This is a genomic window from Streptomyces sp. NPDC001514 (genome assembly GCF_053597075.1).
Map to the genome: position 1 here is coordinate 376308 of NZ_JBSFHO010000002.1, position 21840 is coordinate 398147.

Annotated in this window: 25 protein-coding genes and 1 pseudogene; 17 read left to right on the forward strand and 9 right to left on the reverse strand. The window is 69.7% G+C overall.

The features are described 5' to 3' along the window. Window positions 1-116 precede the first annotated feature (116 nt). The 8 genes and pseudogenes from ACWCXB_RS04460 to pstB all read left to right on the forward strand — a co-directional run bounded on the left by ACWCXB_RS04460 (window position 117) and on the right by pstB (window position 8734). Entirely contained in the window at window positions 117-2339 is a 2223-nt protein-coding gene (locus ACWCXB_RS04460; protein ID WP_450718881.1) for an RNA degradosome polyphosphate kinase, read from the forward strand. Continuing rightward, window positions 2263-2619 (forward strand): annotated as a pseudogene (locus ACWCXB_RS04465) (CHAD domain-containing protein); the annotation flags it as partial. The gene ACWCXB_RS04460 and the pseudogene ACWCXB_RS04465, both read left to right, overlap by 77 nt. Before the next feature lie 96 nt (window positions 2620-2715). Further along, window positions 2716-3873: a CHAD domain-containing protein gene (locus ACWCXB_RS04470; protein WP_450718963.1), complete on the forward strand. Its 1158-nt coding sequence runs from the start codon at window positions 2716-2718 to the stop codon at window positions 3871-3873. Beyond that, the gene (locus ACWCXB_RS04475) at window positions 3870-4313 is read left to right on the forward strand and encodes an NUDIX hydrolase (protein ID WP_450718883.1); all 444 of its coding nucleotides are present in this window, start codon (window positions 3870-3872) and stop codon (window positions 4311-4313) included. Before ACWCXB_RS04470 ends, ACWCXB_RS04475 begins: the two co-directional genes overlap by 4 nt. 316 nt (window positions 4314-4629) lie before the next feature. Further along, on the forward strand, window positions 4630-5766 hold the full coding sequence (gene pstS / locus ACWCXB_RS04480) for a phosphate ABC transporter substrate-binding protein PstS (protein WP_450718885.1): 1137 nt from the start codon (window positions 4630-4632) through the stop codon (window positions 5764-5766). Window positions 5767-5868: 102 nt separating this feature from the next. Further along, on the forward strand, window positions 5869-6861 hold the full coding sequence (pstC, locus tag ACWCXB_RS04485) for a phosphate ABC transporter permease subunit PstC (protein WP_450718887.1): 993 nt from the start codon (window positions 5869-5871) through the stop codon (window positions 6859-6861). Next, window positions 6858-7931, forward strand: coding sequence for a phosphate ABC transporter permease PstA (gene pstA / locus ACWCXB_RS04490; protein ID WP_450718889.1), 1074 nt, complete (start codon window positions 6858-6860; stop codon window positions 7929-7931). The genes pstC and pstA overlap by 4 nt, the downstream gene beginning before the upstream one ends. A 26-nt stretch (window positions 7932-7957) precedes the next feature. After that, a complete protein-coding gene (pstB, locus tag ACWCXB_RS04495) occupies window positions 7958-8734 on the forward strand; it encodes a phosphate ABC transporter ATP-binding protein PstB (RefSeq protein WP_450718891.1) in 777 nt (258 codons plus the stop codon). Window positions 8735-9273: 539 nt separating this feature from the next. On the opposite strand, the gene ACWCXB_RS04500 is transcribed toward pstB, so the two are convergent. Then, window positions 9274-10272, reverse strand: a complete 999-nt coding sequence (locus tag ACWCXB_RS04500) for an anion permease (protein ID WP_450718893.1) — start codon at window positions 10270-10272, stop codon at window positions 9274-9276. Between the two features lie 6 nt (window positions 10273-10278). Further along, window positions 10279-10899 carry a DUF47 domain-containing protein gene (locus ACWCXB_RS04505; RefSeq protein WP_027731940.1) on the reverse strand — a complete coding sequence of 207 codons (621 nt, stop codon included), beginning with the start codon at window positions 10897-10899 and terminating at the stop codon, window positions 10279-10281. 197 nt (window positions 10900-11096) lie between these two features. On the opposite strand from ACWCXB_RS04505, the gene ACWCXB_RS04510 reads away from it, so the two are divergent. Continuing rightward, a complete protein-coding gene (locus ACWCXB_RS04510; protein ID WP_450718895.1) occupies window positions 11097-11468 on the forward strand; it encodes a metal-sensitive transcriptional regulator in 372 nt (123 codons plus the stop codon). A gap of 28 nt (window positions 11469-11496) precedes the next feature. Here the strand turns inward: ACWCXB_RS04510 and ACWCXB_RS04515 are convergent, their stop codons facing one another. Continuing rightward, complete coding sequence (locus ACWCXB_RS04515; RefSeq protein ID WP_450718897.1) at window positions 11497-11682, reverse strand: hypothetical protein; 186 nt, start codon at window positions 11680-11682, stop codon at window positions 11497-11499. A gap of 100 nt (window positions 11683-11782) precedes the next feature. Next, entirely contained in the window at window positions 11783-12622 is an 840-nt protein-coding gene (locus ACWCXB_RS04520) for a hypothetical protein (RefSeq protein ID WP_450718899.1), read from the reverse strand. An 80-nt stretch (window positions 12623-12702) separates the two neighbouring features. On the opposite strand from ACWCXB_RS04520, the gene ACWCXB_RS04525 reads away from it, so the two are divergent. Beyond that, on the forward strand, window positions 12703-12849 hold the full coding sequence (locus ACWCXB_RS04525; protein ID WP_450718901.1) for a hypothetical protein: 147 nt from the start codon (window positions 12703-12705) through the stop codon (window positions 12847-12849). A 226-nt stretch (window positions 12850-13075) separates the two neighbouring features. On the opposite strand, the gene ACWCXB_RS04530 is transcribed toward ACWCXB_RS04525, so the two are convergent. The 3 genes from ACWCXB_RS04530 to ACWCXB_RS04540 form a co-directional block, all read right to left on the reverse strand. Then, entirely contained in the window at window positions 13076-13813 is a 738-nt protein-coding gene (locus tag ACWCXB_RS04530) for a phosphatase PAP2 family protein (RefSeq protein ID WP_450718903.1), read from the reverse strand. A 266-nt stretch (window positions 13814-14079) separates the two neighbouring features. Then, entirely contained in the window at window positions 14080-15102 is a 1023-nt protein-coding gene (locus ACWCXB_RS04535; protein ID WP_450718965.1) for a C40 family peptidase, read from the reverse strand. A gap of 38 nt (window positions 15103-15140) precedes the next feature. Beyond that, window positions 15141-15449, reverse strand: coding sequence for a hypothetical protein (locus ACWCXB_RS04540; protein WP_450718905.1), 309 nt, complete (start codon window positions 15447-15449; stop codon window positions 15141-15143). A 78-nt stretch (window positions 15450-15527) separates the two neighbouring features. On the opposite strand from ACWCXB_RS04540, the gene ACWCXB_RS04545 reads away from it, so the two are divergent. Next, window positions 15528-16325, forward strand: coding sequence for a thioesterase family protein (locus tag ACWCXB_RS04545; protein ID WP_450718907.1), 798 nt, complete (start codon window positions 15528-15530; stop codon window positions 16323-16325). Here ACWCXB_RS04545 and ACWCXB_RS04550 read toward each other — a convergent pair. After that, window positions 16309-16746: an ATP-binding protein gene (locus ACWCXB_RS04550; protein ID WP_450718909.1), complete on the reverse strand. Its 438-nt coding sequence runs from the start codon at window positions 16744-16746 to the stop codon at window positions 16309-16311. The two genes, ACWCXB_RS04545 and ACWCXB_RS04550, sit on opposite strands and share 17 nt — an antisense overlap. Window positions 16747-16936: 190 nt before the next feature. On the opposite strand from ACWCXB_RS04550, the gene ACWCXB_RS04555 reads away from it, so the two are divergent. The 5 genes from ACWCXB_RS04555 to ACWCXB_RS04575 all read left to right on the forward strand — a co-directional run bounded on the left by ACWCXB_RS04555 (window position 16937) and on the right by ACWCXB_RS04575 (window position 20294). Next, window positions 16937-17788, forward strand: coding sequence for a helix-turn-helix domain-containing protein (locus ACWCXB_RS04555; RefSeq protein ID WP_450718967.1), 852 nt, complete (start codon window positions 16937-16939; stop codon window positions 17786-17788). Between the two features lie 10 nt (window positions 17789-17798). Next, window positions 17799-18173, forward strand: coding sequence for a DUF397 domain-containing protein (locus tag ACWCXB_RS04560; RefSeq protein WP_450718911.1), 375 nt, complete (start codon window positions 17799-17801; stop codon window positions 18171-18173). Between the two features lie 70 nt (window positions 18174-18243). Next, on the forward strand, window positions 18244-18867 hold the full coding sequence (locus tag ACWCXB_RS04565; protein WP_450718913.1) for a hypothetical protein: 624 nt from the start codon (window positions 18244-18246) through the stop codon (window positions 18865-18867). A gap of 69 nt (window positions 18868-18936) precedes the next feature. Then, the gene (locus tag ACWCXB_RS04570) at window positions 18937-20019 is read left to right on the forward strand and encodes a PDDEXK nuclease domain-containing protein (RefSeq protein ID WP_450718915.1); all 1083 of its coding nucleotides are present in this window, start codon (window positions 18937-18939) and stop codon (window positions 20017-20019) included. 149 nt (window positions 20020-20168) lie between these two features. Further along, window positions 20169-20294 (forward strand): hypothetical protein, encoded by a 126-nt coding sequence (locus ACWCXB_RS04575; protein ID WP_450718917.1) that lies wholly within the window; start codon window positions 20169-20171, stop codon window positions 20292-20294. Between the two features lie 53 nt (window positions 20295-20347). On the opposite strand, the gene ACWCXB_RS04580 is transcribed toward ACWCXB_RS04575, so the two are convergent. Beyond that, window positions 20348-21151 carry an SAM-dependent methyltransferase gene (locus tag ACWCXB_RS04580; protein WP_450718919.1) on the reverse strand — a complete coding sequence of 268 codons (804 nt, stop codon included), beginning with the start codon at window positions 21149-21151 and terminating at the stop codon, window positions 20348-20350. A gap of 351 nt (window positions 21152-21502) precedes the next feature. On the opposite strand from ACWCXB_RS04580, the gene ACWCXB_RS04585 reads away from it, so the two are divergent. Further along, window positions 21503-21811 (forward strand): hypothetical protein, encoded by a 309-nt coding sequence (locus tag ACWCXB_RS04585; protein WP_142217964.1) that lies wholly within the window; start codon window positions 21503-21505, stop codon window positions 21809-21811. Window positions 21812-21840: the final 29 nt, after the last annotated feature.

A 21840-nucleotide genomic window follows, 5' to 3' on the forward strand; every position in this document is an offset into this window, starting at 1 on the left:
GCGACCCTCGGTGAATGCAGCCGCCCGCCGTGCCAGCCCCCCAAAATGGGCGACCGTCCCCGACGACTGCCCGCTCCGACGCGCCCGGCAACCCCTTCGCGCGGAAGAATGGGGTCATGAGCAAGCAGCCCGCCGAGGTCCCGGTCCAGCACGTCCAGCCGTCCGTCGGCTCCATCGCCGCGCACCGCCCCCACACGGTCTCCGCCGCGGTGTCCGATCTCGAGCCCGACATCGATTCCGACCTCGATACGTACGAGGACGAGACCGAGGGTGCCGAGCTTCCCCAGGGCCGCTTCCTGGACCGCGAGCGCAGCTGGCTCGCATTCAACGAGCGGGTCCTGGAGCTCGCCGAGGATCCGATGACTCCGCTCCTGGAGCGGGCCAACTTCCTCGCGATCTTCGCCTCCAACCTGGACGAGTTCTTCATGGTCCGGGTGGCAGGCCTGAAGCGCCGCATCGCCACCGGTGTGGCCACGCGCTCGGCGTCCGGACTGCAGCCGCGCGAGGTCCTGGAGCTCATCTGGACCCGCTCGCGCGAGCTCATGGCCCGGCACGCCGCCTGCTACCAGCAGGACGTCGCCCCGGCCCTGGCCGACGAGGGCATCCACCTCATCCGCTGGCCCGAGCTCACGGACAAGGAGCAGGCCCGCCTCTTCACCCTGTTCCGGCAGCAGATCTTCCCGGTCCTGACGCCGCTGGCCGTGGACCCGGCGCACCCGTTCCCGTACATCTCGGGGCTCTCGCTCAACCTCGCCGTCGTCGTACGCAACCCGGTCAGCGGCCACCGCCACTTCGCCCGGGTCAAGGTGCCGCCGCTGCTGTCCCGCTTCCTGGAGGCGTCGCCGCAGCGGTACGTCCCGCTCGAGGACGTCATCGCGGCACACCTCGAGGAGCTCTTCCCCGGCATGGAGGTGCTGGCGCACCACATGTTCCGGGTGACCAGGAACGAGGACCTGGAGGTCGAGGAGGACGACGCCGAGAACCTGCTCCAGGCACTGGAGAAGGAACTGCTGCGTCGCCGCTTCGGTCCGCCGGTCCGCCTCGAGGTCGAGGAGTCCATCGACCCGTACGTGCTGGACCTGCTGGTGCGCGAGCTGAAGATCTCCGAGTCCGAGGTCTATCCGCTGCCCGGGCCGCTCGACCTGACCGGCCTGTTCGGGATCGTCTCGCAGGACCGGCCGGAGCTGAAGTACCCGAAGTTCGTCGCCGGCACCCACCGCGACCTCGCCGAGGTCGAGTCGGCGTCCGCGCCCGACATCTTCGCGGCGCTGCGCGAGCGCGACGTGCTGCTGCACCACCCGTACGACTCGTTCTCGACGTCCGTCCAGGCCTTCCTGGAGCAGGCCGCGAGCGACCCGGACGTCCTCGCGATCAAGCAGACGCTGTACCGGACCTCCGGCAAGTCCCCGATCGTCGACGCGCTGATAGACGCCGCCGAGGCCGGCAAGCAGGTCCTCGTCCTCGTCGAGATCAAGGCCCGCTTCGACGAGCAGGCCAACATCAAGTGGGCGCGGAAGCTGGAGGAGGCCGGCTGCCACGTCGTCTACGGGCTCGTCGGCCTGAAGACCCACTGCAAGCTGTCGCTGGTGGTCCGCCAGGAGGGCGAGACCCTGCGCCGGTACTCGCACGTCGGCACCGGCAACTACCACCCGAAGACCGCCCGGCTGTACGAGGACCTCGGCCTGCTCACCGCGGACCCGCAGGTCGGCGCGGACCTCTCGGACCTCTTCAACCGGCTCTCCGGGTACTCGCGCCGCGAGACGTACCGCCGGCTGCTGGTCGCCCCCAAGTCGCTGCGCGACGGGCTGATCGCCAGGATCAACAAGGAGGCCGCCCACCACCGGGCGGGCCGCCCCGCGTACGTCCGCATCAAGGTCAACTCGATGGTCGACGAAGCGATCATCGACTCCCTGTACCGGGCCTCGCAGGCCGGTGTGCCGGTGGACATCTGGGTGCGCGGGATCTGCGCGATACGCCCGGGCGTCGCGGGACTCTCCGAGAACATCCAGGTCCGCTCGATCCTCGGCCGCTTCCTGGAGCACTCCCGGGTCTTCGCCTTCGGCAACGGCGGCGAGCCCGAAGTGTGGCTCGGCAGCGCCGACATGATGCACCGCAACCTCGACCGCCGTATCGAGGCGCTCGTCCGGGTCGCCGACCCGGCACACCGCGCGGCACTCAACCGGCTGCTGGAGACCGGCATGTCCGACTCCACGTCGTCCTGGCACCTCGGGCCGGACGGGGAATGGACCCGGCATGCGACGGATGGGGACGGCCAGCCGCTGCGGCACGTACAGGAAACGCTCATCGACGCGCGGAGGCGCCGGCGTGCACAGCCCTGACCTTCCCCTGGTGCCGCGGGGGGCCGGCGCCGACCAGGTCCTGGCCGGTTATCTGCACACGCAGGCCGCGGACTTCCTGCGCAGCCTGCGGCTGCACGGCGAGAGCGGTGCGGACACCGCGGGCGCGGAGGAAGCCGCCCGTGCGCTGCGCCGCGCCGCCCGCCGCATCGGCGGCACCCTCCACACCTACCGTCCTTTGCTGGACGCCGCCTGGGCGGACCAGCTGCGCACCGAGCTCGCCTGGCTCTCCGGCGTCCTCGCCCAGGAACACGCCTGCACGGCGCGCCTCACCCGTCTGCTGGACGCGCTGGCCCGCCTCTCGGGGGCGGGCCCGGTCCCCGCGGCACGCGCGGAGGCTGACCTGACCGTCGCGGACGTGCCCGCGGCCCGCACGACACCGGGCGGCGACTCGGGTGCGGAACCACCGGTTCCGCCGAGCGGGCTCACGGGCTCCGGAGCACAGACCGCCGGGACGACGATCGGCGCCCTCGGCACCCTCGGCGCGGGAGCCGGAGCCCCCGGCTCCGTGACGCTGGGAGACGGTACGACTCCGCCGGCCGCGGCCGCAGGCACGGAGACGCAGGACCGGGGCGGCGCCCCGGACCACGGAACGGCGGGCACGACCGCAGGCACGATCGGAGCCGGCCCCGCAGGGACCCCGAGCCCCGCCGCGTACATCACAGGGCATGGCGGCACCCGGGCCGAGGCGACGGCTGCAGGCGCGACGGCCGAGGCGACGGCAGCAGGTGCGGTCGGCGCAGCAGCCGGAGTCGGCGGCACCACCCCGGCGCGCGGAGCCGGAGCCGCAGGCTCCGCGACCCTGGGCCGGGGCGCCTCACCCGCGCGCGGAGCCGGGGCCACGGCGCAGGCCGTGCGCAGCGGCACATCCGCGGCCGCGGGTGTCGGGGCACGGAGCGCGCTCACCGTCGGCGCCGCGCGGGCCGGGGCGCTGCTGGACCGGCAGCTGACGCTCGGGCGGACGCGGGCGCATTCCGCGGCGCTGCAGGCGCTCGGCTCGTCACGCTTCCACGCGGTCGCCGACGCCGTCGCGCTGCTCGCGTCCGAGGTGCCGCTCGCGGCGGCCGCCGCCGCACCCGCGGACGTGCTCGACGCGCACGCGGAGACCGCCGAGCGGCGGCTGCTGGACGCCGTCGCCGTACTTCCGCTGGCCCGGGCCGCGCACCCGTACAACGCCGACGCGCTCGTCCACGGTCTGGCCACGACCGCCGCGGGAGAGGCGCAGGACGCGCCCTGGCACCACGTGCGGCTGCTGCTGCGGCTGCACCGGTACGCACAGGAGGTCACCGCCTCCGTCGCGGACCCGCTGCTGACGGTCGCCGCCCGCGCCCTCGACCGGCACCGGGACGCCGCCGAGGCCGCCTCGGCTGCCGCGTCCGCCGCCCGTACCCCCCGTATCGCCCCCGCGACGGCGTACGCCCTCGGCGTCCTGCACGCCGACCAGCGCCACGAGGTCGAGGCCGCCCGCTTCACGTTCCACCAGGTCTGGCAGCGACAGACGGTGGCCGCGCCATGAGCACGCCACGCACGCCGGACACGGTGCGCGCAGCCGGCTGCGTCCTCTGGCGTTCCGGCCGGGGCGACGGCATAGAGATCTGCCTCGTCCACCGCCCCCGCTACGACGACTGGTCCCACCCCAAGGGCAAGCTGAAGCGCTCCGAGGACCCCCTCGCCGGCGCCCTCCGCGAGGTCCTGGAGGAGACCGGCCACCACGCGACACCGGGCCCGCGGCTCCCCACCGTCCACTACATCGCGAACGGACGCCCCAAGGAGGTCCGCTACTGGGCCGCCGAGGCGGAGGCCCCCGGCGACTTCACCCCGGGCCGCGAGGTCGACCGGATCGTCTGGCTCCCCCCGGCCGACGCCCGCGAACGGCTCACCCAGCCCCGCGACCGGCACCTCCTGGACGTCCTCATCTCGGAACTCGGGATTCTCGGCAGGCTCGGGGCCCGCTGACGCCGCGCAGACGCCGCACGGCCGTTCCCATCAGGCCGTACTGGCGCTCAGTGGACTGGCGAACGAGCACCCCCCGGGGGGACGCCGCAGCAGCACCCCCAGCACGCCCTGTCACTGGCGAAACACCGAAGAACTTGTCCGCCCAACAGGGTTCACCTTCCGTTCACTCTCCTCCGTCGGCGGCTTCACCTGATCTGCCTAATTTCGGGCTTACACGGTGACCGGCACAGTGCCGCCACCACCACCCCGACGCGCGCCGCCGTACAACGTCACGACGACGTCCCAGCCCGGCGCTCCTGGAAGGAACACCCGAAAAGTGAAGCTTCAGCGCAACAACGGGCTTCGCGCCACCGCGCTTGCTGCCCTCGCGGTCTCCGGCGCCCTGGTCCTCACGGCGTGTGGCTCGGACAACAACACCGGCGGCACCGGCGGCGGCGGCGAGAAGACGAACGCCGCGTCGAACGTGAAGTGCGACGACGCCAAGGGCCAGCTCCTCGCGGCCGGCTCGACCGCCCAGAAGAACGCGATGGACCTCTGGGTGAAGAACTTCCAGGCCGCTTGCTCCGGCGTGGAGATCAACTACCAGGCCATCGGCTCCGGCGGCGGCATCACCAAGTTCAACCAGGGCCAGGTCGCCTTCGCCGGCTCCGACTCGGCGCTGAAGCCCGAAGAGGTCGAGGAGTCCAAGAAGATCTGCAAGGGCGGCCAGGGCATCAACCTGCCGATGGTCGGTGGCCCGATCGCCATCGGCTACAACCTGAGCGGTGTGGACAACCTCGTCCTCGACGGCCCGACCCTTGCCAAGATCTTCGACACGAAGATCAAGAAGTGGGACGACCCGGCGATCGCCAAGCTCAACCCGGGTGTCAAGCTGCCCGCGACCACGATCCAGGCGTTCCACCGCTCGGACGAGTCCGGCACCACGCAGAACCTGCACAAGTACCTCAGCGACGCCGCCGCGGCCGACTGGAAGCACGACCCGAAGTCGAAGTCGTGGCAGGCCCCCGGCGGTCAGGCCGCCAACGGCTCCTCCGGTGTGGCCGCCGGCGTCAAGGCCGCCGAGGGCTCGATCGGCTACTTCGAGCTGTCCTACGCCACCGCCCAGAAGATCAACACGGTCAAGCTGAGCACCGGTGCCGCCGCTCCGGTCGAGGCCACCACGGAGAACGCCTCCAAGGCGATCGCCGCGGCCAAGATCAAGGGCACCGGCAACGACCTGGCCCTGGGCCTCGACTACAAGACCAAGGCCGACGGCGCCTACCCGATCATCCTGGTGACGTACGAGATCGCCTGCGACAAGGGCAACAAGGCGGAGACCCTGCCGTCCCTGAAGGCGTTCCTGAACTTCACCGCCAGCGAGGAGGGCCAGAAGGTCCTGTCGGACGCGGGCTACGCGCCGCTGCCGGCCGAGATCGCGGCCAAGGTCCGCGAGGTCGTCCCCACCCTGTCCTGACCCCGACCGGGGCCGGTCCGTCCACCAAGGGCGGACCGGCCCCGGTATCCGGTGCACCGCCGCCGGGAGCCGTAACGGCTCCGCAGACCGGAGAACCTATCAATGGCAACCACCACGCACACCGAGGTGCCGCCCCCGACCGGGCCGGCCATATCGACCACCAAGACCAAGACCCGCCCGGGAGACCGTGTCTTCCTGGGCCTCTCGCGTGGATCCGGCATCACCCTTCTGGTGATCATGGCCGCGATCGCGGGCTTCCTCACCTACCGCGCGACCCTCGCCATCTCGAAGGACCAGGGGAACTTCCTCACCGCCTCCGAGTGGAACCCGGCCGGTAACCCGCCGGTCTTCGGCATCGCCGTCCTGGCCTTCGGCACGATCGTCTCCTCGGTCATCGCCATGGTCATCGCCGTGCCCGTCGCCGTCGGCATCGCGCTCTTCATCTCGCACTACGCGCCGCGCAAGCTCGCCTCGCCGCTCGCGTACATCGTCGACCTGCTCGCCGCCGTGCCGAGCATCATCTACGGCCTCTGGGGCGCGATCTTCCTGGTCCCGTATCTGGACGGCCTCAACAAGTGGCTCGACGAGTACCTGGGCTGGACGTACATCTTCGACAAGGCGAACGACGGCCCCGCGCGCAACCTCTTCACCGTCGGCATCCTGCTGGCGATCATGATCCTCCCGATCATCACCAACGTCACCCGTGAGGTCTTCCTCCAGGTCCCGAAGATGCACGAGGAGGCCGCGCTCGCGCTCGGCGCGACGCGCTGGGAGGTCATCCGCATGTCGGTGCTCCCCTTCGGCCGCTCCGGCATCATCAGCGCCTCCATGCTGGGCCTGGGCCGCGCTCTCGGCGAGACCATGGCCGTCGCCGTTGTGCTCTCCCCGAGCTTCCTGCTCTCCGGGCATCTGCTCGACCCGGGCGGCGGCACGTTCGCCCAGAACATCGCCTCGAAGTTCAACGAGGCCGACGAGTTCGGACGGGATGCCCTGATCGCCTCCGGCCTGGTGCTCTTCGTCATCACCCTGCTGGTCAACGGCGCGGCCCGGTGGATCATCGCCCGCCGCAAGGAGTACTCGGGGGCCAACGCATGAGCCACGCCGTCCAGGATCAGCGCCCGGCGACGGCCGTGCGCGTCAACCACCTCGCCCACGCCCGGCTCCCCCGCTGGGCCCAGCCGGCCGTCGCCGTCGGCTCCGTCGCCGCGGGCATCGGCATCGGCCTCGCCGCCGGCTGGCAGAGCAAGGTGCAGTGGGGTCTGCTGGCCGCCATGATCTTCGTGGTCGCCAGCTATCTGATCACCACCAAGGTGGAAGGCAGCCGTCAGGCCAAGGACCGGCTGGCCACCAGCGTCATCTGGGTCTCCTTCATCCTCGCCGTCGTCCCGCTGCTCTCCCTCGCCTGGGTCACGATCAGCAAGGGCCTGGAAGTCCTCGACCCGTACTTCCTCTCCCACTCGATGAACGCGGTCCTCGACGCCGAGACCGGCGGTGGTGTCTACCACGCGCTGCTCGGCACCATCGAGCAGGTCCTCATCGCCACGGTGATCGCCGCCCCCATCGGGCTGCTGACCGCGATCTACCTGGTCGAGTACGGGCGCGGGCGGCTGGCGCGGGCCGTCACCTTCTTCGTGGACGTCATGACGGGTATCCCGTCGATCGTCGCGGGTCTGTTCATCCTCGCCACCTGGAATCTGATGCTGGGCTTCGGGCCCTCCGGATTCGCCGGCGCGATGGCGCTCGCCATCCTGATGATGCCGGTCGTCGTCCGCTCCACCGAGGAAATGCTCAAGCTCGTCCCCAACGAGCTGCGTGAAGCCTCGCTCGCGCTGGGCGTCCCCAAGTGGCGGACGATCCTCAAGGTGGTCCTCCCGACCGCGATCGGCGGCATCACCACAGGCGTCATGCTCGCGGTGGCCCGTATCACCGGCGAGACGGCTCCCGTCCTGCTGCTCGTCTTCGGTACGAAGCTGATCAACCCGAACCCCTTCGAAGGCGCTCAGGCCTCGCTGCCGCTGTACGTCTACGAGCAGTACGCCGTCGGCACCGACGCCGCCGTCGCCCGTGCCTGGGCAGCAGCTCTCGTACTGATCGCCTTCGTCATGCTCCTCAACCTGGTGGCCCGCGGCATCGCCCGCTGGAAGGCCCCGAAGACCGGCCGCTGACCGCGGTCATTCTGGAAGTGATTTCAATGGCCAAGCGAATCGACGTCAGCGGCCTGACTGCCTACTACGGCTCCCACAAGGCGATCGAGGACATCTCGATGACCGTGGAGCCCCGCTCCGTGACCGCCTTCATCGGCCCCTCCGGCTGCGGCAAGTCCACGTTCCTGCGCACCCTGAACCGGATGCACGAGGTCACCCCCGGTGGCCGCGTCGAGGGCAAGGTGCTCCTGGACGACGAGAACCTGTACGGCTCCGGCGTCGACCCGGTGGCGGTGCGCCGCACGGTCGGCATGGTGTTCCAGCGCCCGAACCCGTTCCCGACCATGTCGATCTTCGATAATGTCGCGGCGGGCCTGCGCCTGAACGGCTCGTACAAGAAGCGCCAGCTCGAGGACATCGTCGAGAAGTCCCTCAAGGGCGCGAACCTCTGGAACGAGGTCAAGGACCGCCTCAACAAGCCCGGCTCGGGTCTGTCCGGCGGTCAGCAGCAGCGTCTGTGCATCGCCCGCGCGATCGCGGTCGAGCCTGACGTCCTGCTGATGGACGAGCCGTGCTCCGCGCTCGACCCGATCTCGACCCTCGCGATCGAGGACCTCATCGGTGAGCTGAAGGAGCGCTTCACGATCGTCATCGTGACGCACAACATGCAGCAGGCGGCTCGCGTCTCCGACCGCACGGCGTTCTTCAACCTCTCGGCCGTCGGCCAGCCCGGCCGGCTGATCGAGATCGACGAGACCGAGCGCATCTTCTCCAACCCCTCGGTCCAGGCCACAGAGGACTACATCTCGGGCCGCTTCGGCTAGACCGGCACCGGCCTCCCGATCTGCCTCGCGGTGCTGCATGGCGGTGCCACCGCAAGGCACAGGGCCCGCCCCCTCTCCCACAAGGAGCCGGGGGCGGGCCCATTTCTCACGCGCGACTCCGCCCATCCCTGCGCGCCGACACCGCGGGCCGCGCCCGGGTGTCCGTCCTCAACCGCCGGACCGGCTGGGTATACACCGCACCGCACGGGCGGCCCGCATGCCCGTCCTCAAACACCGGACAGGCCGGAAGCGCGCCGGCACCTCAAACGCCGGACGGGCGGGCTGAGCGTCTGCGCCGACGCCGTCGGGTGGGCCGGGGCCCGAGAACACCAATCCCCCCACGCCCACCAGGGCGTAGAGGGAGAGGGCCGGGGCAGTGCCCCGATTCCAGCCTTGCCGTCCCCCACGCCCGCCAGGGCGTAGGGGCCGAGACGCGGGGGCGCGGGGGCGGAGCCCCCGAAAACGGGGGGCTGGGGGCGGAGCCCCCAGTGCGGGAAGGGGCGGGGTGGGGCACAGTCCCCCAAACACAAAGCGCCGCGTCAGCCGAACGCCAGGTTCACGATCCAGAAGCTGAACGCCGCCATCACCGCCGCCGCCGGCATCGTGATGAACCACCCCATCACGATGTTCTTCGCGACCCCCCACCGCACCGCGTTCACCCGCTTCGTCGCGCCGACCCCCATGATCGCCGACGTGATCACATGCGTCGTCGAGATCGGCGCGTGGAACAGAAACGCCGACCCGAACATGATCGACGCCCCCGTCGTCTCCGCCGCGAACCCCTGCGGCGGATCCAGCTCGATGATCTTGCGCCCGAGCGTCCGCATGATGCGCCAGCCACCCGCGTACGTCCCCAGCGACAGCATCACGGCGCACACGATCTTCACCCACACCGGGATCGGGTCCCCGAAGTCCTCGACGTCCGCGATGACCAGGGCCATCACCACGACGCCCATGGTCTTCTGCGCGTCCTGCAGACCATGACCGAGCGCCATGCCCGCCGCCGACACCGTCTGCGCGATGCGGAAACCACGCTTCGCCTTCGACGGGTTCGACCTGCGGAAAATCCACATGATCACGGCCATCACCAGATAGCCGACGCCCAGCCCGACCAGCGGCGAGACGAACATCGGGATGATGACCTTGTCGACGACGCCGCCCCAGATGACCTCGGTCCCGCCCGCCAGCGCCGCGCCCACCATCCCGCCGAACAGCGCGTGCGAGGACGAGGACGGCAGGCCGAAGTACCAGGTGATCAGGTTCCAGACGATCGCGCCGACGAGCGCCGCGAAGAGGATGCCCATCCCCCGGTCGCCCTTGGGCGTCTCGATCAGGCCCTCGCTCACGGTCTTGGCGACACCGCTGCCGAGGAACGCACCGACGAGGTTCATCACCGCGGCCATCGCCAGCGCGGCCCGCGGCGTCAGCGCCCGTGTGGACACGGATGTCGCGATGGCGTTGGCGGAGTCGTGGAAGCCGTTCGTATACGTGAAGAAGAGCGCGACCCCGATGGTCACGACCAGCGCAAACGTGTCCACGAAGCCTCAGGACTCCTTGACCGCGATGGTCTCCACCGTGTTGGCCACATGCTCGAAGGCGTCGGCCGCCTCTTCCAGTACGTCCACGATCTGCTTGAGCTTGAGCACCTCGATGGCGTCGTACTTCCCGTTGAAGAGGTGGGCCAGCAGCTTGCGGTGGATCTGGTCCGCCTGGTTCTCGAGCCGGTTGACCTCGATCCAGTACTCGGTGAGGTTGTCCATCGTCCGCAGATGCGGCATCGCCTCTGCGGTCAGCTCGGCGGCCCGCGCCAGCACCTCGATCTGCTGCTCGACGCCCTTCGGCAGCTCCTCGATGTTGTAGAGGACGACCAGGTCGACGGCCTCCTCCATGAAGTCCATGATGTCGTCGAGCGACGACGCGAGGGAGTAAATGTCCTCGCGGTCGAAGGGCGTGATGAACGAGGAGTTCAGCTGATGGAAGATCGCGTGGGTAGCGTCGTCCCCGGCGTGCTCCGCTGCCCGCATCCGTTCCGCGATCTCGGCTCGGGCGGGACCATCCGCTCCGAGCAGTTCCATAAGGAGCTTCGAGCCCGTGACGATGTTGTCCGCGGACGCGGCGAACATGTCGTAGAAGCTCGTCTCCCTGGGGGTCAGACGAAATCGCACGTGGGGTCCTCGGGGTGCTGGGTTTAGGTCAGGCTGATGCTAGGCGCATCATCCGGCCACGGCTAACCGGCTTCTCCTCAGTGTCGCCCATCGGGGACATTGATCAGCACGGGCCCCTGCCGCAATCGCCAGGGATCGGTACCATATACCCACGAGGGGTATAGCGGACAGAGCTGGACAGGACTAGGGAGGACGCGATGACGACCACGGATGCGGCCATGACCGCGGCCACGAGCGCGGCCACGGAACCGGCCGGCGGCCTTCCCGTCACGGACCATGACCGCGGCGTGCACGGCTACCACAAGCAGAAGGACGAGCACCTCAAGCGGCTGCGCCGGATCGAGGGCCAGATCCGCGGCCTGCAGCGCATGGTCGACGAGGACACGTACTGCATCGACATACTCACCCAGGTCTCGGCGTCCACGAAGGCCCTGCAGTCCTTCGCACTGCAGCTGCTCGAGGAGCATCTGCGCCACTGCGTCGCGGACGCGGCGCTCAAGGGCGGTGACGAGATCGACGCGAAGGTGGAGGAGGCGACGAAGGCGATCGCCCGCATGATGCGGACGTGACCAGGGGCGCGGCGCCGCGCCCCTGTACTCAGTCGCTGTCGGGCACCGTCACCGTCACCTTGCCCGCCATGCTCACCTTGAGCACCTCGTCGATACGGTCGGCGCTGAGCCGCTCCCCGTCCGCGGCCGACGCCGCGATCATCAACTCACCGCACAGTTCGATCTCGGCGAGTGCCACGTGGTCCTGGACTGTCGGCGTACTGGGCGGAGCCACGTGCTTTCACCTCTTCCGGCCGGTGTCGACTTCCTAGCGTAGGGAGCGGGACACGCTCCACGCATGGCACGTCCGGACCATTTACCGACAGCCCGTCTGCCTAGAGGCGCACCTTCCCCGCATAGATGTCCCGGTGGGCCGGCAGCTGTACGACGACGGGCGCGCCGAACGCGTACAGCAGCGTCGTCGAGGCGACGGCGACCTTGCGGCCCTGATTCACGAAGCTGAACTGGTGGCGCACCTTCCGCAGCCGTCCCGCGTCGTCGAGATACGCGTCGAACGGCACGGCGTCCTCGGCGAACCCTTTCGCCGCCGCGGCCAACGCGCCTTTCGCGTGCGGCGACGCCGCTGTGGCGGCGCGTGCGATGTGTGTGGTGCCGCGGTAGTGGGTGACCTTGACTCCGGCGAGGTCCTCCTGGCCGACGTACGTCACCGTCCGTGCCCCGCGCAGCAGTTCGGCAGCGGCGGCAGGGTCGGTCGCGCCGCCCGTGACCAGATTGCCGTCCCGCAGCGTGGTGGTGTCGACCCGTACCCACTTGTCGGCGGGGACTCCGGCACCACGGTTCTTCATATAGAGCGCGCCGGGCGCGAGCAGCTCGGTGATCGGCCGGTGCTCGTCCGTGCCGGCGGGGTCGTTGGGCAGGACGACGCGGAGGCGGCCCATGCTGCGGCGGAAGTCGTAGCCGCCCTCCCCGCGGATGGTGACCCGGGTCCCGCCGGCCGCCATCTCCATGGACGTCCGCGCCTTCGATGTCCCGGCACCGGCGAGCACGTCCGCGGCGTTCCGTACGACGGCGACGGGATCCCCGGAAGGCCGGGCATCGGCCACGGCGTTCCCGCCCGCGGAGCACCCCGCGGTCGCGGTCACCCCCATGCCCACACCCACCGCGGCGGCGACGGCACATACCCCGCCCCTGAGCCTGTGCTGCTGCACCACCATCGCCGGCATCCCCTTCCTGGACCCACCCGCCCCGGATAACGACGGCCCTGGCGCGTCGTCACGCCAGGTACCGTGGAGTCGTGCAAAGGCAACACAAGACGCACACGACCGAACGCGGAGCCTTCGCCATGGCCGGCTGCACCTGCGGCTGGCGCGGCCCCGCCCGGCGCTCCCGCGACCGCGCCCGCGCGGACGCCGAATCCCACGCGGCAAACCCCGAAGCCTGAGCGGTTTGTGAGCATTCGTCCGCTGGGGGTTCCCAGGGCGAAGTCCTAGGCAGAAGGACGGGTGGGCCCGAACCACCCACCGTCCCGCAGGCGCCCTGCCGTCCCGCAGGCGCCCAACGACCAGTGCACGGCACGAAGCCGCGCGCCGCCCAGGACCTGCGGCGCGAACCCACCGCAGCGGGTGCACAGCCCGCCCGCCCAGGGGTCCGGGGCAGTGCTTCGGCAGTTATGCCGCCAGGTCCTTCTCCCCCGGCTCCGCGCCCTGCCGCGGCTCCGCGAAGTCCAGCGGCTCGTGCGGCCGGTGCTCCCGTCCGTCCTCTCCGAGGCCCGGCGCCCGGCGTGACCGTACGAGCCGACTCGCCCGCCCGGACCGGGCGACCGTCGACAGCAGGGGGGTCAGCAGTGCCAGTGCGAGCGGCGCGAGCAGCAGCGTCACGGCCGTGCCGAGCGCGAAGCCGCCCACCACGTCGGTCGGGTAGTGCACGCCCATGTAGACCCGGCAGAAGCCCTCCGCCAGTGCGAGTCCGATCGCCGCGAGTCCGAAGCGACGGTGTGCGACGAAGAGTCCGACGCCCAGCGCCATCGCCATCGTCGCGTGGTCGCTCACGAACGAGAAGTCGGTCTTGCCGCCCACCAGGACCTCGATCCCTTCGTGGTCCAGGAACGGCCGCGGCCGTTCCACGAACCCCCGGATCGGGATGTTCACCAGCAGCGCGAGACCGGCCGCTAGGGGCGCCCAGACCAGCCCGGCCATCGCCGCGACCGATTCCTCCTCGGTACCCCGGCGCCGCACGCTCCACCAGCACCAGAGCACCACGAGGACCATCGCGAGCATGATCCCGTACTCACCGACGAATGCCATGACGCGGTCGAACCACGCCGGCGCGGACCGGGCCAGCCCGTTGATGTCGTGGAGCAGGCCGACATCGGGGTTCGACCCTGAGTCGAGTGCGAGTCCAGCCATCAGCTGCGGCCCCTTGCCTGCCTGTCGTTCGAATACCGCGGCGCACAACGCTGTGCGCCGCTCCTGCCAACCCCCCGTGGTCGGTGCGTCGGTGCGGTGGATACGTAGGTACTGCTCCGTTCCAGGGAACGACCCGTCCCGCGGGTCCGTTCCACACTCCACGGAACGATCACCATGACGTTATCGAAGAGTGATACATCGTCGCAGCTCAGGGCCCTGGCTTAACGGAGAGTTCCGGCCATTGCCGACGCCTCGTCAGCCCTCCGTCACGCCCCTGGGCGTGTCCCGGGCAGTGCGGTCGGCAGCGCGGCCGCCCCGTCCTTGGTGACGCGGGTCGCCCCGAAGTAGTCGGGTGTGTCGATCTTGTCGAAACGGATCACGGCTCCGGTGTACGGCGCGTTGATCATGTACCCGCCACCGACGTACAGCCCCACGTGCCGGATCGCCCGCGAGTTGGTGAGGTCGTCCGAGAAGAACACCAGGTCCCCGGGGAGCAGCTCGTCACGCGAGGGATGCGGGCCGGCGTTGTACTGGTCGTTCGCGACCCGCGGCAGCTCGATCCCGACGGTCCGGTACGCGGCCTGCGTCAGCCCCGAGCAGTCGAACCGCCCGCCCTGCTCCGGTGTCCCGTTCCCGCCCCACAGATACTTCGTGCCGAGCTTCTGCTGCGCGAAGTAGATCGCCCCGGCCGCCTGCCGCGACGGCTCGACCCGCCCGACCGGCCGGGCGAAGCTCTTCTCCAGGGAGCGGATGATCCTGACGTAGTTCTGCGTCTCCTTGTACGGCGGCACACCGCCGTACTTGATGACCGCGTACGCCCCCGCGTTGTACGCCGCCAGCATGTTGTCCGTCGGGTCGCCGGGCGCCTTCTTCACATATCCGGCCAGCTTGCAGTCGTACGAGGCCGCCGACGGAATCGCGTCCGCCGGATCCCAGACGTCGCGGTCCCCGTCGCCGTCCCCGTCCACGCCGTGCGTGGCCCACGTCCCCGGAATGAACTGCGCGATCCCCTGCGCGGCGGCCTGACTCTGCGCCCGCGGATTCCAGCCGCTCTCCTGGTACAACTGCGCGGCGAGCAGAGCGGGGTTGATGGCCGGGCAGAGATTGCCCCACTTCTCCACCAGCGGCTGATACAGCGCCGGCACAGCCCCCTTCACCAGCGCGACGGCTCCCCCGCCACCGTTCTTGGCGATCCCGGCGGCGGCGGTGTACGTCCCGACGACGAGCAGCGCGACGAAGCCCAGGCACATCCCGACGGCCCCGCCCCCGAGCAGCCACGCCTTACGCACCGTCAATCACCCTCCGCCGCACGGCTGTCCACCGTGAGTCAGTCTAGGGGCGGGCGCAAGGGTTCAGGAGGTGGACGGACCTGTCGCCGGGGTCCGTTGACCGGGAGGCGGTCGGTGGCCAGGGTCAGCGAGAGGGGCTCGGGGAGCGGGATGTCCTCGCCGTACTTGCCGGGGCGGACGTCCGCGTAGCGGCCCTCTTCGGGGTGGGTGTGGAGCGCCCAGGTGCCGTGGCGTGGGTCGATGACGACGATCTGCACGCGCAGACCCGTCGCCTCTTCGATGCGCTCGGCGGCCTCCCGCAGCTTCATCGCGGCCTCTTTCGTAGGTCGGCAGGCTTCCTTCTCCACGAAAATGTCCCTGGCCTCCTCGGTTACCCGCAGGTAGCGTGTGCCCTACACCTGTCGGCAGCGGAGAGGCGGCGCGTCGTGGCGGCACCGGAACCCGAGGCGTTCTTCGAGCGGATCTCCGAGAACCGCTTCGCGCCGACCGAGCACACCCGCGGTCCCTGGGACGCGAACTCCCAGCACGCCGGGCCGCCGGCCGCGCTGCTGGGGCGGGCGCTGGAGGAGCGGCCGGGAGCACGTACGGACATGCGGCTGGCGCGGGTCACGTACGAGATCGTCCGCCCGGTGCCGATCCGGCCGCTGGAGGTCACCACGACCGTGCTGCGGGCCGGCCGGAGCGTGGAGCTGGTCGAGGCGACCCTCGCGCCCGAGGGCGAGGCGCCCGTCATGCTCGCCCGAGCACTCCGCATCCGTACGCTCGAGGAGCCCGGACCGGCGGTGGCCGAGGGCCCGCGGGTGCCTTCACCCGGGGAGACCGCGGACACGCCCTTCTTCGGTGTGCCGTGGGACGTCGGCTACCACACGTCCATGGACACCCGGTTCACCGAGGGCGCCTTCAGGGAGCAGGGCCCTGGTACCTGCTGGATGCGGATGCGCATGCCGCTCGTCGCGGGCGAGGAGATCCGCCCCCTGGACCGCGTCCTGGTCGCCGCCGACTCCGGCAACGGCATCAGCAACGTCCTCGACTTCAGCCGCCACATCTTCGTCAACGCCGACCTCACCGTCCATTTGCACCGGCACCCGGTCGGCGAGTGGGTGTGCGTCGAGGCCCGTACGAGCGTGGACCCGGCGGGTATCGGCCTGGCGGACGCCCAACTGCACGACGAGAAGGGCCCGATCGGCCGCAGCGCGCAGAGCCTCTTCATCGCGCCCCGCTGAGCTCCACCCACAGCAGCTTCCCGCCGCCCTCCCCGAAGAGCCCGCCCGCGCCGAGCGGGAACGCGCCCCAGTTGTCGGCGAACAGCTGGACCATGTGGAGCCCACGACCGCGCTCCGCGTCGTCCGGCGGCCGCGGGGCCGGCCCGCCGTGAAAGGGCGATGGGATGTCGGGGTTGCTGTCCCACACGCTGAGGCGGAGCCTGTCCGACTCCATGGCGCGCAGGCGCAGGGTGTACGGCCCGTCCGAGTGGAGGTAGGCGTTGGTGAGCAGCTCGGTCGCGAGGAGTTCGGCAAGCCCGGACAGGTTGGCCATGTGGTGCGTGGCCAGGACAGTACGGAGGGTGCGGCGGGCGACGCCTGGGGCGCGGGGGTCTTGGGGGAGTTGGAGGGTGTAGGCCCAGGGCGGGGTTACGGTTGCCATCGAAGTCTCCTTCCTGGAGGGGCGGTTGGTTGCCTGGTGGCTCTGCCGCTGTGTCGAGCGGTGCACTTCCAGGCGTCGTCCTGGGAAAGACCGTAGGGCGTTCCATGGAATACATTCCAGGATTCCAATGGAATCGATGCCAGGTACGCTCGTGTGGGTGACCCTGGCAAGGGAGAGCAGTTAGATGGTGATGACGCCCAGCACCACGCCGACGGCCCGCCGTCAACGGCTCGGCACAGAACTACGCAGGCTCCGCGAGCGCGCGGGCCTCACTGCCACGCAGGCGGCAAAGCTCCTGGGCGGCAACCAGGCCCGCATCAGCAACATCGAGGCCGGCCGATACGGGGTCAGCGCCGAGCGCGTGCGCACGCTCGCCTGTCACTACGAGTGCCCCGACCACGAACTGGTCGAAGCACTGGCCGCCATGACCGGAGAGCGCAAGCGCGGCTGGTGGGAGGAGTACCGCGACATCCTCTCCAGCGGACTGCTGGATCTGGCGGAACTGGAGCACCACGGCACGGCGTTGCGCACGGCGCACACCTCGGGGCTTCCCGGGCTGCTCCAGACCACGGACCACGCCCGAGCGGTTTTCCAGCAGGTGGTCCCGGAACTGGCCCCTCCAGAAGTCGAGCACCGCCTCTCGTTCCGCATCAAACGGCAGGCGGTCCTGTATCGGGACGACCCGACGCCGTACCGCGCCGTCATCCACGAGGCTGCCCTGCGCATGAGGTTCGGCGGGCGGGCCACGGCCAGGCAGCAGCTGCAGCATCTCCTCGCCATGGGCGACCGCGAGCACATCACGATCCAAGTCATCCCGTTCGATGCCGACGGGTACCCGGGCTCGGGTCAGCCCATGTACTACGTCCACGGCCCGGTGCCCCAGCTCGACACGGTCCAGCTCGACCAGTCGCACGGCATCGTCCTGTTGGACGCCGAGGCCCAGCTCGACAAGTACCGGCGAATTTTCGAACGCCTGGAGCACCTGGCCCTCAGCCCCGCGCGTTCCAGGGACTTCATCCACACCATCGCCAAGGACCTGTGAAGGAGTTCCGTTGCTCCCCGACAACTGGCAGAGGTCGTCGTTCTGCGGCGAGGGCGAATCCTGCATACACGTCGCCCGCGCAGCCGACCGCACGGTCACCCTCACCGAAAGCTCCGACCCGGCACGGGGCATAGCCACCCTCACGCCCGCCGCGTTCGCGGACCTGCTCCGCACGATCAAGGCCGGGGCCGGCGCCGGGGCCGGCGTCACGTACGGGCCCGGGGACCTCGTCCGGCTCCACGGGCCCGGCGACGGCACCGGCACCGGCACCGTCACGACCACCCGCCAGAAGTGGGACGCGTTCGTCCTGGGCGTACGCGCGGGCGAGTTCGACCACTTCGCCGAGCCGGCCGACAACGTGAGCTGCCGCTCGGTCATCGACTGAGCACGGCATCGGGCCTTGCTGGGTACGGCTACTCAGGCCCACCGACCCGCTGGTTCATAGTCTCGGAGCCATGAAGGTCGAACAGCGGACCCGCCGTCCACTCACGCTCCTGGCCATCCTCGGGCTGCTCGTCGTGACGGTCGCGGCAGCGTACGGCGTCGTCATCGGGGCCCGCGCCGTCTGGTACGGCACTCCGTATCCGTCGGCCGATCCCAAGACCGTCGCCGAACGCCTTCGGGAGCGGTCGCAGTGGACGTACGACGGGTTCGGTCTCAACGAACCGAACGCCGTGCAGCACAGTGGCATCTCCACGGGCGCCTGCTACTACCGCGGGCTCCAGTCCTTCGCCCACATCGACGAAGCCCGGCTGGATGTCAGCAGCTTCGAACACTCCTGGGAAGTGGCAGAGATCCCGGAGGCAGACGCCCGCGCGGCACAGAAGCGCCTTCGTCAGCAGCTGTCGGCACGTGGCTGGAAGCTCACCCATGACGGCGACCGCGCCGGCAACACGTTCGTGGAGCTGGGTTTCCGCTTCGAGGATCCGGAGAGCAGCGACATGATCGACGTCCGCTGGAACGACTCGACCACGACACTCTTCGTCAGCGTTTACGCCCAATGCAGCCGCGTCCCTGACGAGGTCCGCGGAGCAGTCGAGGGACCGGACGGCTGGCATCCGGCCGGACGGGACCTATGATCACCCGTTCGGTAGACATGTACGACATTCCCCGGACCAGCACCGGGCGACTGGACAAAACTCGGCCCCGTGTCCAACAGCAACAACACCGACAAGACCGTCATCCCCGCTCAGGGCCAGGCCGCCGCCCTGCCGTCCTGGTACGGGGACCTGCTCAGCGAGATCAAGGAGACGGTCTCACGCGCCCGTGTCCGCGCCCAGCGAGCGGTGAACACCGAGCTCGTCCAGATGTACTGGGAGATCGGCCACCACATCCTGCGCCGCCAGAAAGAGGAGGGCTGGGGCGCCAAGGTCGTGGACCGCCTCTCCGCCGACCTGAAGACCGTGTTCCCGAACCAGCGCGGATTCTCGCGCCGCAACCTCATGTACATGCATCAGATGGCCCGGACCTGGCCGAAGCCAATTGTGCAACAGCCCGTTGCACAATTGCCGTGGGGCCACATCACCGTCCTCATCACCAAGCTCAAGACCCGCTCCGAGCTGGACTTCTACGCCTCCCGGGCCGTCCACAACGGCTGGTCCCGTGACGCGCTGGAACGCTCCATCGCCCACGCCCTGCACCTCTCCCAAGGCTGCGCCGACACCAACTTCAACGCCACGGTCCCCAAGGACGCGGCCGTCGTCCAGGACATCGCCAAGGACCCGTACCGGCTTGACTTCCTGGGGCTCGACAAGGAGCACAGCGAGCGCGAGCTCGAGGACGCGCTCGTCGCGAACATCGTCCGGTTCCTTACTGAGCTCGGAGTCGGGTTCGCCTTCGTCGGGCGTCAGTACCCGGTCGTCATCGGAGGCGAGGAGTTCCGGATCGACCTGCTCTTCTACCACCTCAGGCTGCACCGGTACGTGGTCGTGGAGCTCAAGACCAAGGCAGCCAGGCCCGAGCACATCGGCAAGCTCGGTTTCTATGTCGGGGTCGTCGACCAGCTCGTACGCGATCCGGAACGCGATGAGCCGACCCTCGGCATTCTGATCGGCACCGAACGCAACAGGGCCGCGTGCCAGATCGCGCTGCAGGGCAACAACCATCCGCTCGCCGTCAGTACGTACTCCACACTGCCGCCCCGGGTCCGTGCCCTCATGCCCAGCGAGGAGGACCTCGTGCGCGTAGCCCAAGAGGTCCTGGACAACGAGCCCGACAGCTCGGCCGGTTGAACTTTCGCCGAGCCGTAGGCCGGGCCGACGCACCCCACCCCGGTCAGGTTGTCTGGACCAGCGGCCACTACGCTGCGTTACGCAGCCAGGAAGGCTGTGAACGATCCCCGCCGACGACCAACGGCGGGGCGAGCAACGCAGGAGAGCACATGGAGAACGTGGGGAACAAGGTCCGCCGAGCCGGCGATTCCGGAGGAACGGCCGCCGCGGTGGCCGTGATCGCGCTCATCGCGATCGCCGTGGCACTGCTCGGGTTGGTGACCGTGCGGGCATGAGCCGACGGTCCGGCAGGGCGGCGCCGAGTTCCGGGGCCGCCCTGTCGGCGTTCTCAAGGCTTGCGCCCCACTCCCCCGTACATCGCGACCTCCTCCGGTTCCTGCGGATCCCCCGGGTCCGGACGCCAGCGGTTGCAGGAGACAAGCCCCGGCTCCAGCAGCTCCAGCCCGTCGAAGTAGCGGACGATCCGCTCCGGCGTGCGCTGCGTCAGCCGCGGCGTGCCGTGCTCGTTCCAGAAGGCCACCGCCGCGTCCACGTCCGGCATCGCCGGGCTGATGACGGTGTGGGACAGGACGAGGTGACTCCCGGAGGGCAGCGCGTCCATCAGGCGTCGCACGAGCGCGTACGACTCCTCGTCACCCTCGATGAAGATGACCACCCCGAGCAGCATCAGCGCGATCGGCCGACTGAGATCGAGGGTCTGCGCGGCACGCTCCAGGATCGTGTCGACGTCACGCAGATCGGCGTCGAGGTAGTCCGTCGCCCCCTCCGGTGAGCTGGTGAGCAGCGCGCGGGCGTGTGCGAGAACGAGCGGGTCGTTGTCGACGTACACGATCCGCGACTCCGGCGCGACGCGCTGGGCCACCTCGTGGGTGTTGTCGGCGCTCGGCAGGCCCGTACCGATGTCCAGGAACTGCCGGATGCCGGCCTCGGCGGCCAGATACCGCACCGAACGCCCGAGGAAACGGCGGTCCGCGAGCGCGTACTCACCTATCCCGGGATGGAGCCTCCTGATCTGGTCGCCGGCCTCCCTGTCGACCGGGTAGTTGTCCTTGCCTCCGGTCCAGTAGTTCCAGATACGGGCCGTGTGCGGGCGTGACGTGTCGATACGCGAGAGGTACTGATCACCTGTCATACCGTCAACGTAATCCAACCGGCCCTGCCACCAGAGCCGTTGGAGTGACACCCCTCTCCCCGGCGCCCCGGAGCCACCGCCCTGACCTCGTGATTTTCGGCCCTGAGTGCCCCAACGACAGTCATTGCCCGGAGTCACCGTGCGTGATACACAGAGTTACCATATGGGTGCTCGCATGGAACCTGTCCGCTGCCGTCGCAGGTCAGCGCGGCCGGTTCGGTCGTGTGTGCGGGGATCGGGTAAAGAGACCAGCCAAGTCGGCGCACGAGACCGGTTTCATCAGCGAAGATAGAGCGTGACCCGTGCCGAGTGGCAGGGGCGTCGAACTACCTGACAGGGGCGGTGAGTTACATGATCCTGGCAGCCGAGAAGGGCGACATCACCACCATCATCGGGGGAATCGCCCCGAACTGGGGGCCTTTCGGAAGCCTTGGGAACGAGGCCCGCGTGATGATCGAGGTCGTGATGGCGGTGGCCATCCTGCTCTGCCTGGGCATCGCGATCTGGGGCGCGGCGAAGCAGCGCATCGGCGCGACGGCTCTGCGCGACACGTTCAGCGCAGAGCAGGGCAAGGGCCTGATCGTGGCCGGACTGACCGGAGTCTTCATCATCGGGTCACTGGGGACCCTGTTCACCATCGTGTACGGGATGGCTGTCTGACCTCCCGTCACTCGACTCCATCCGTCCCC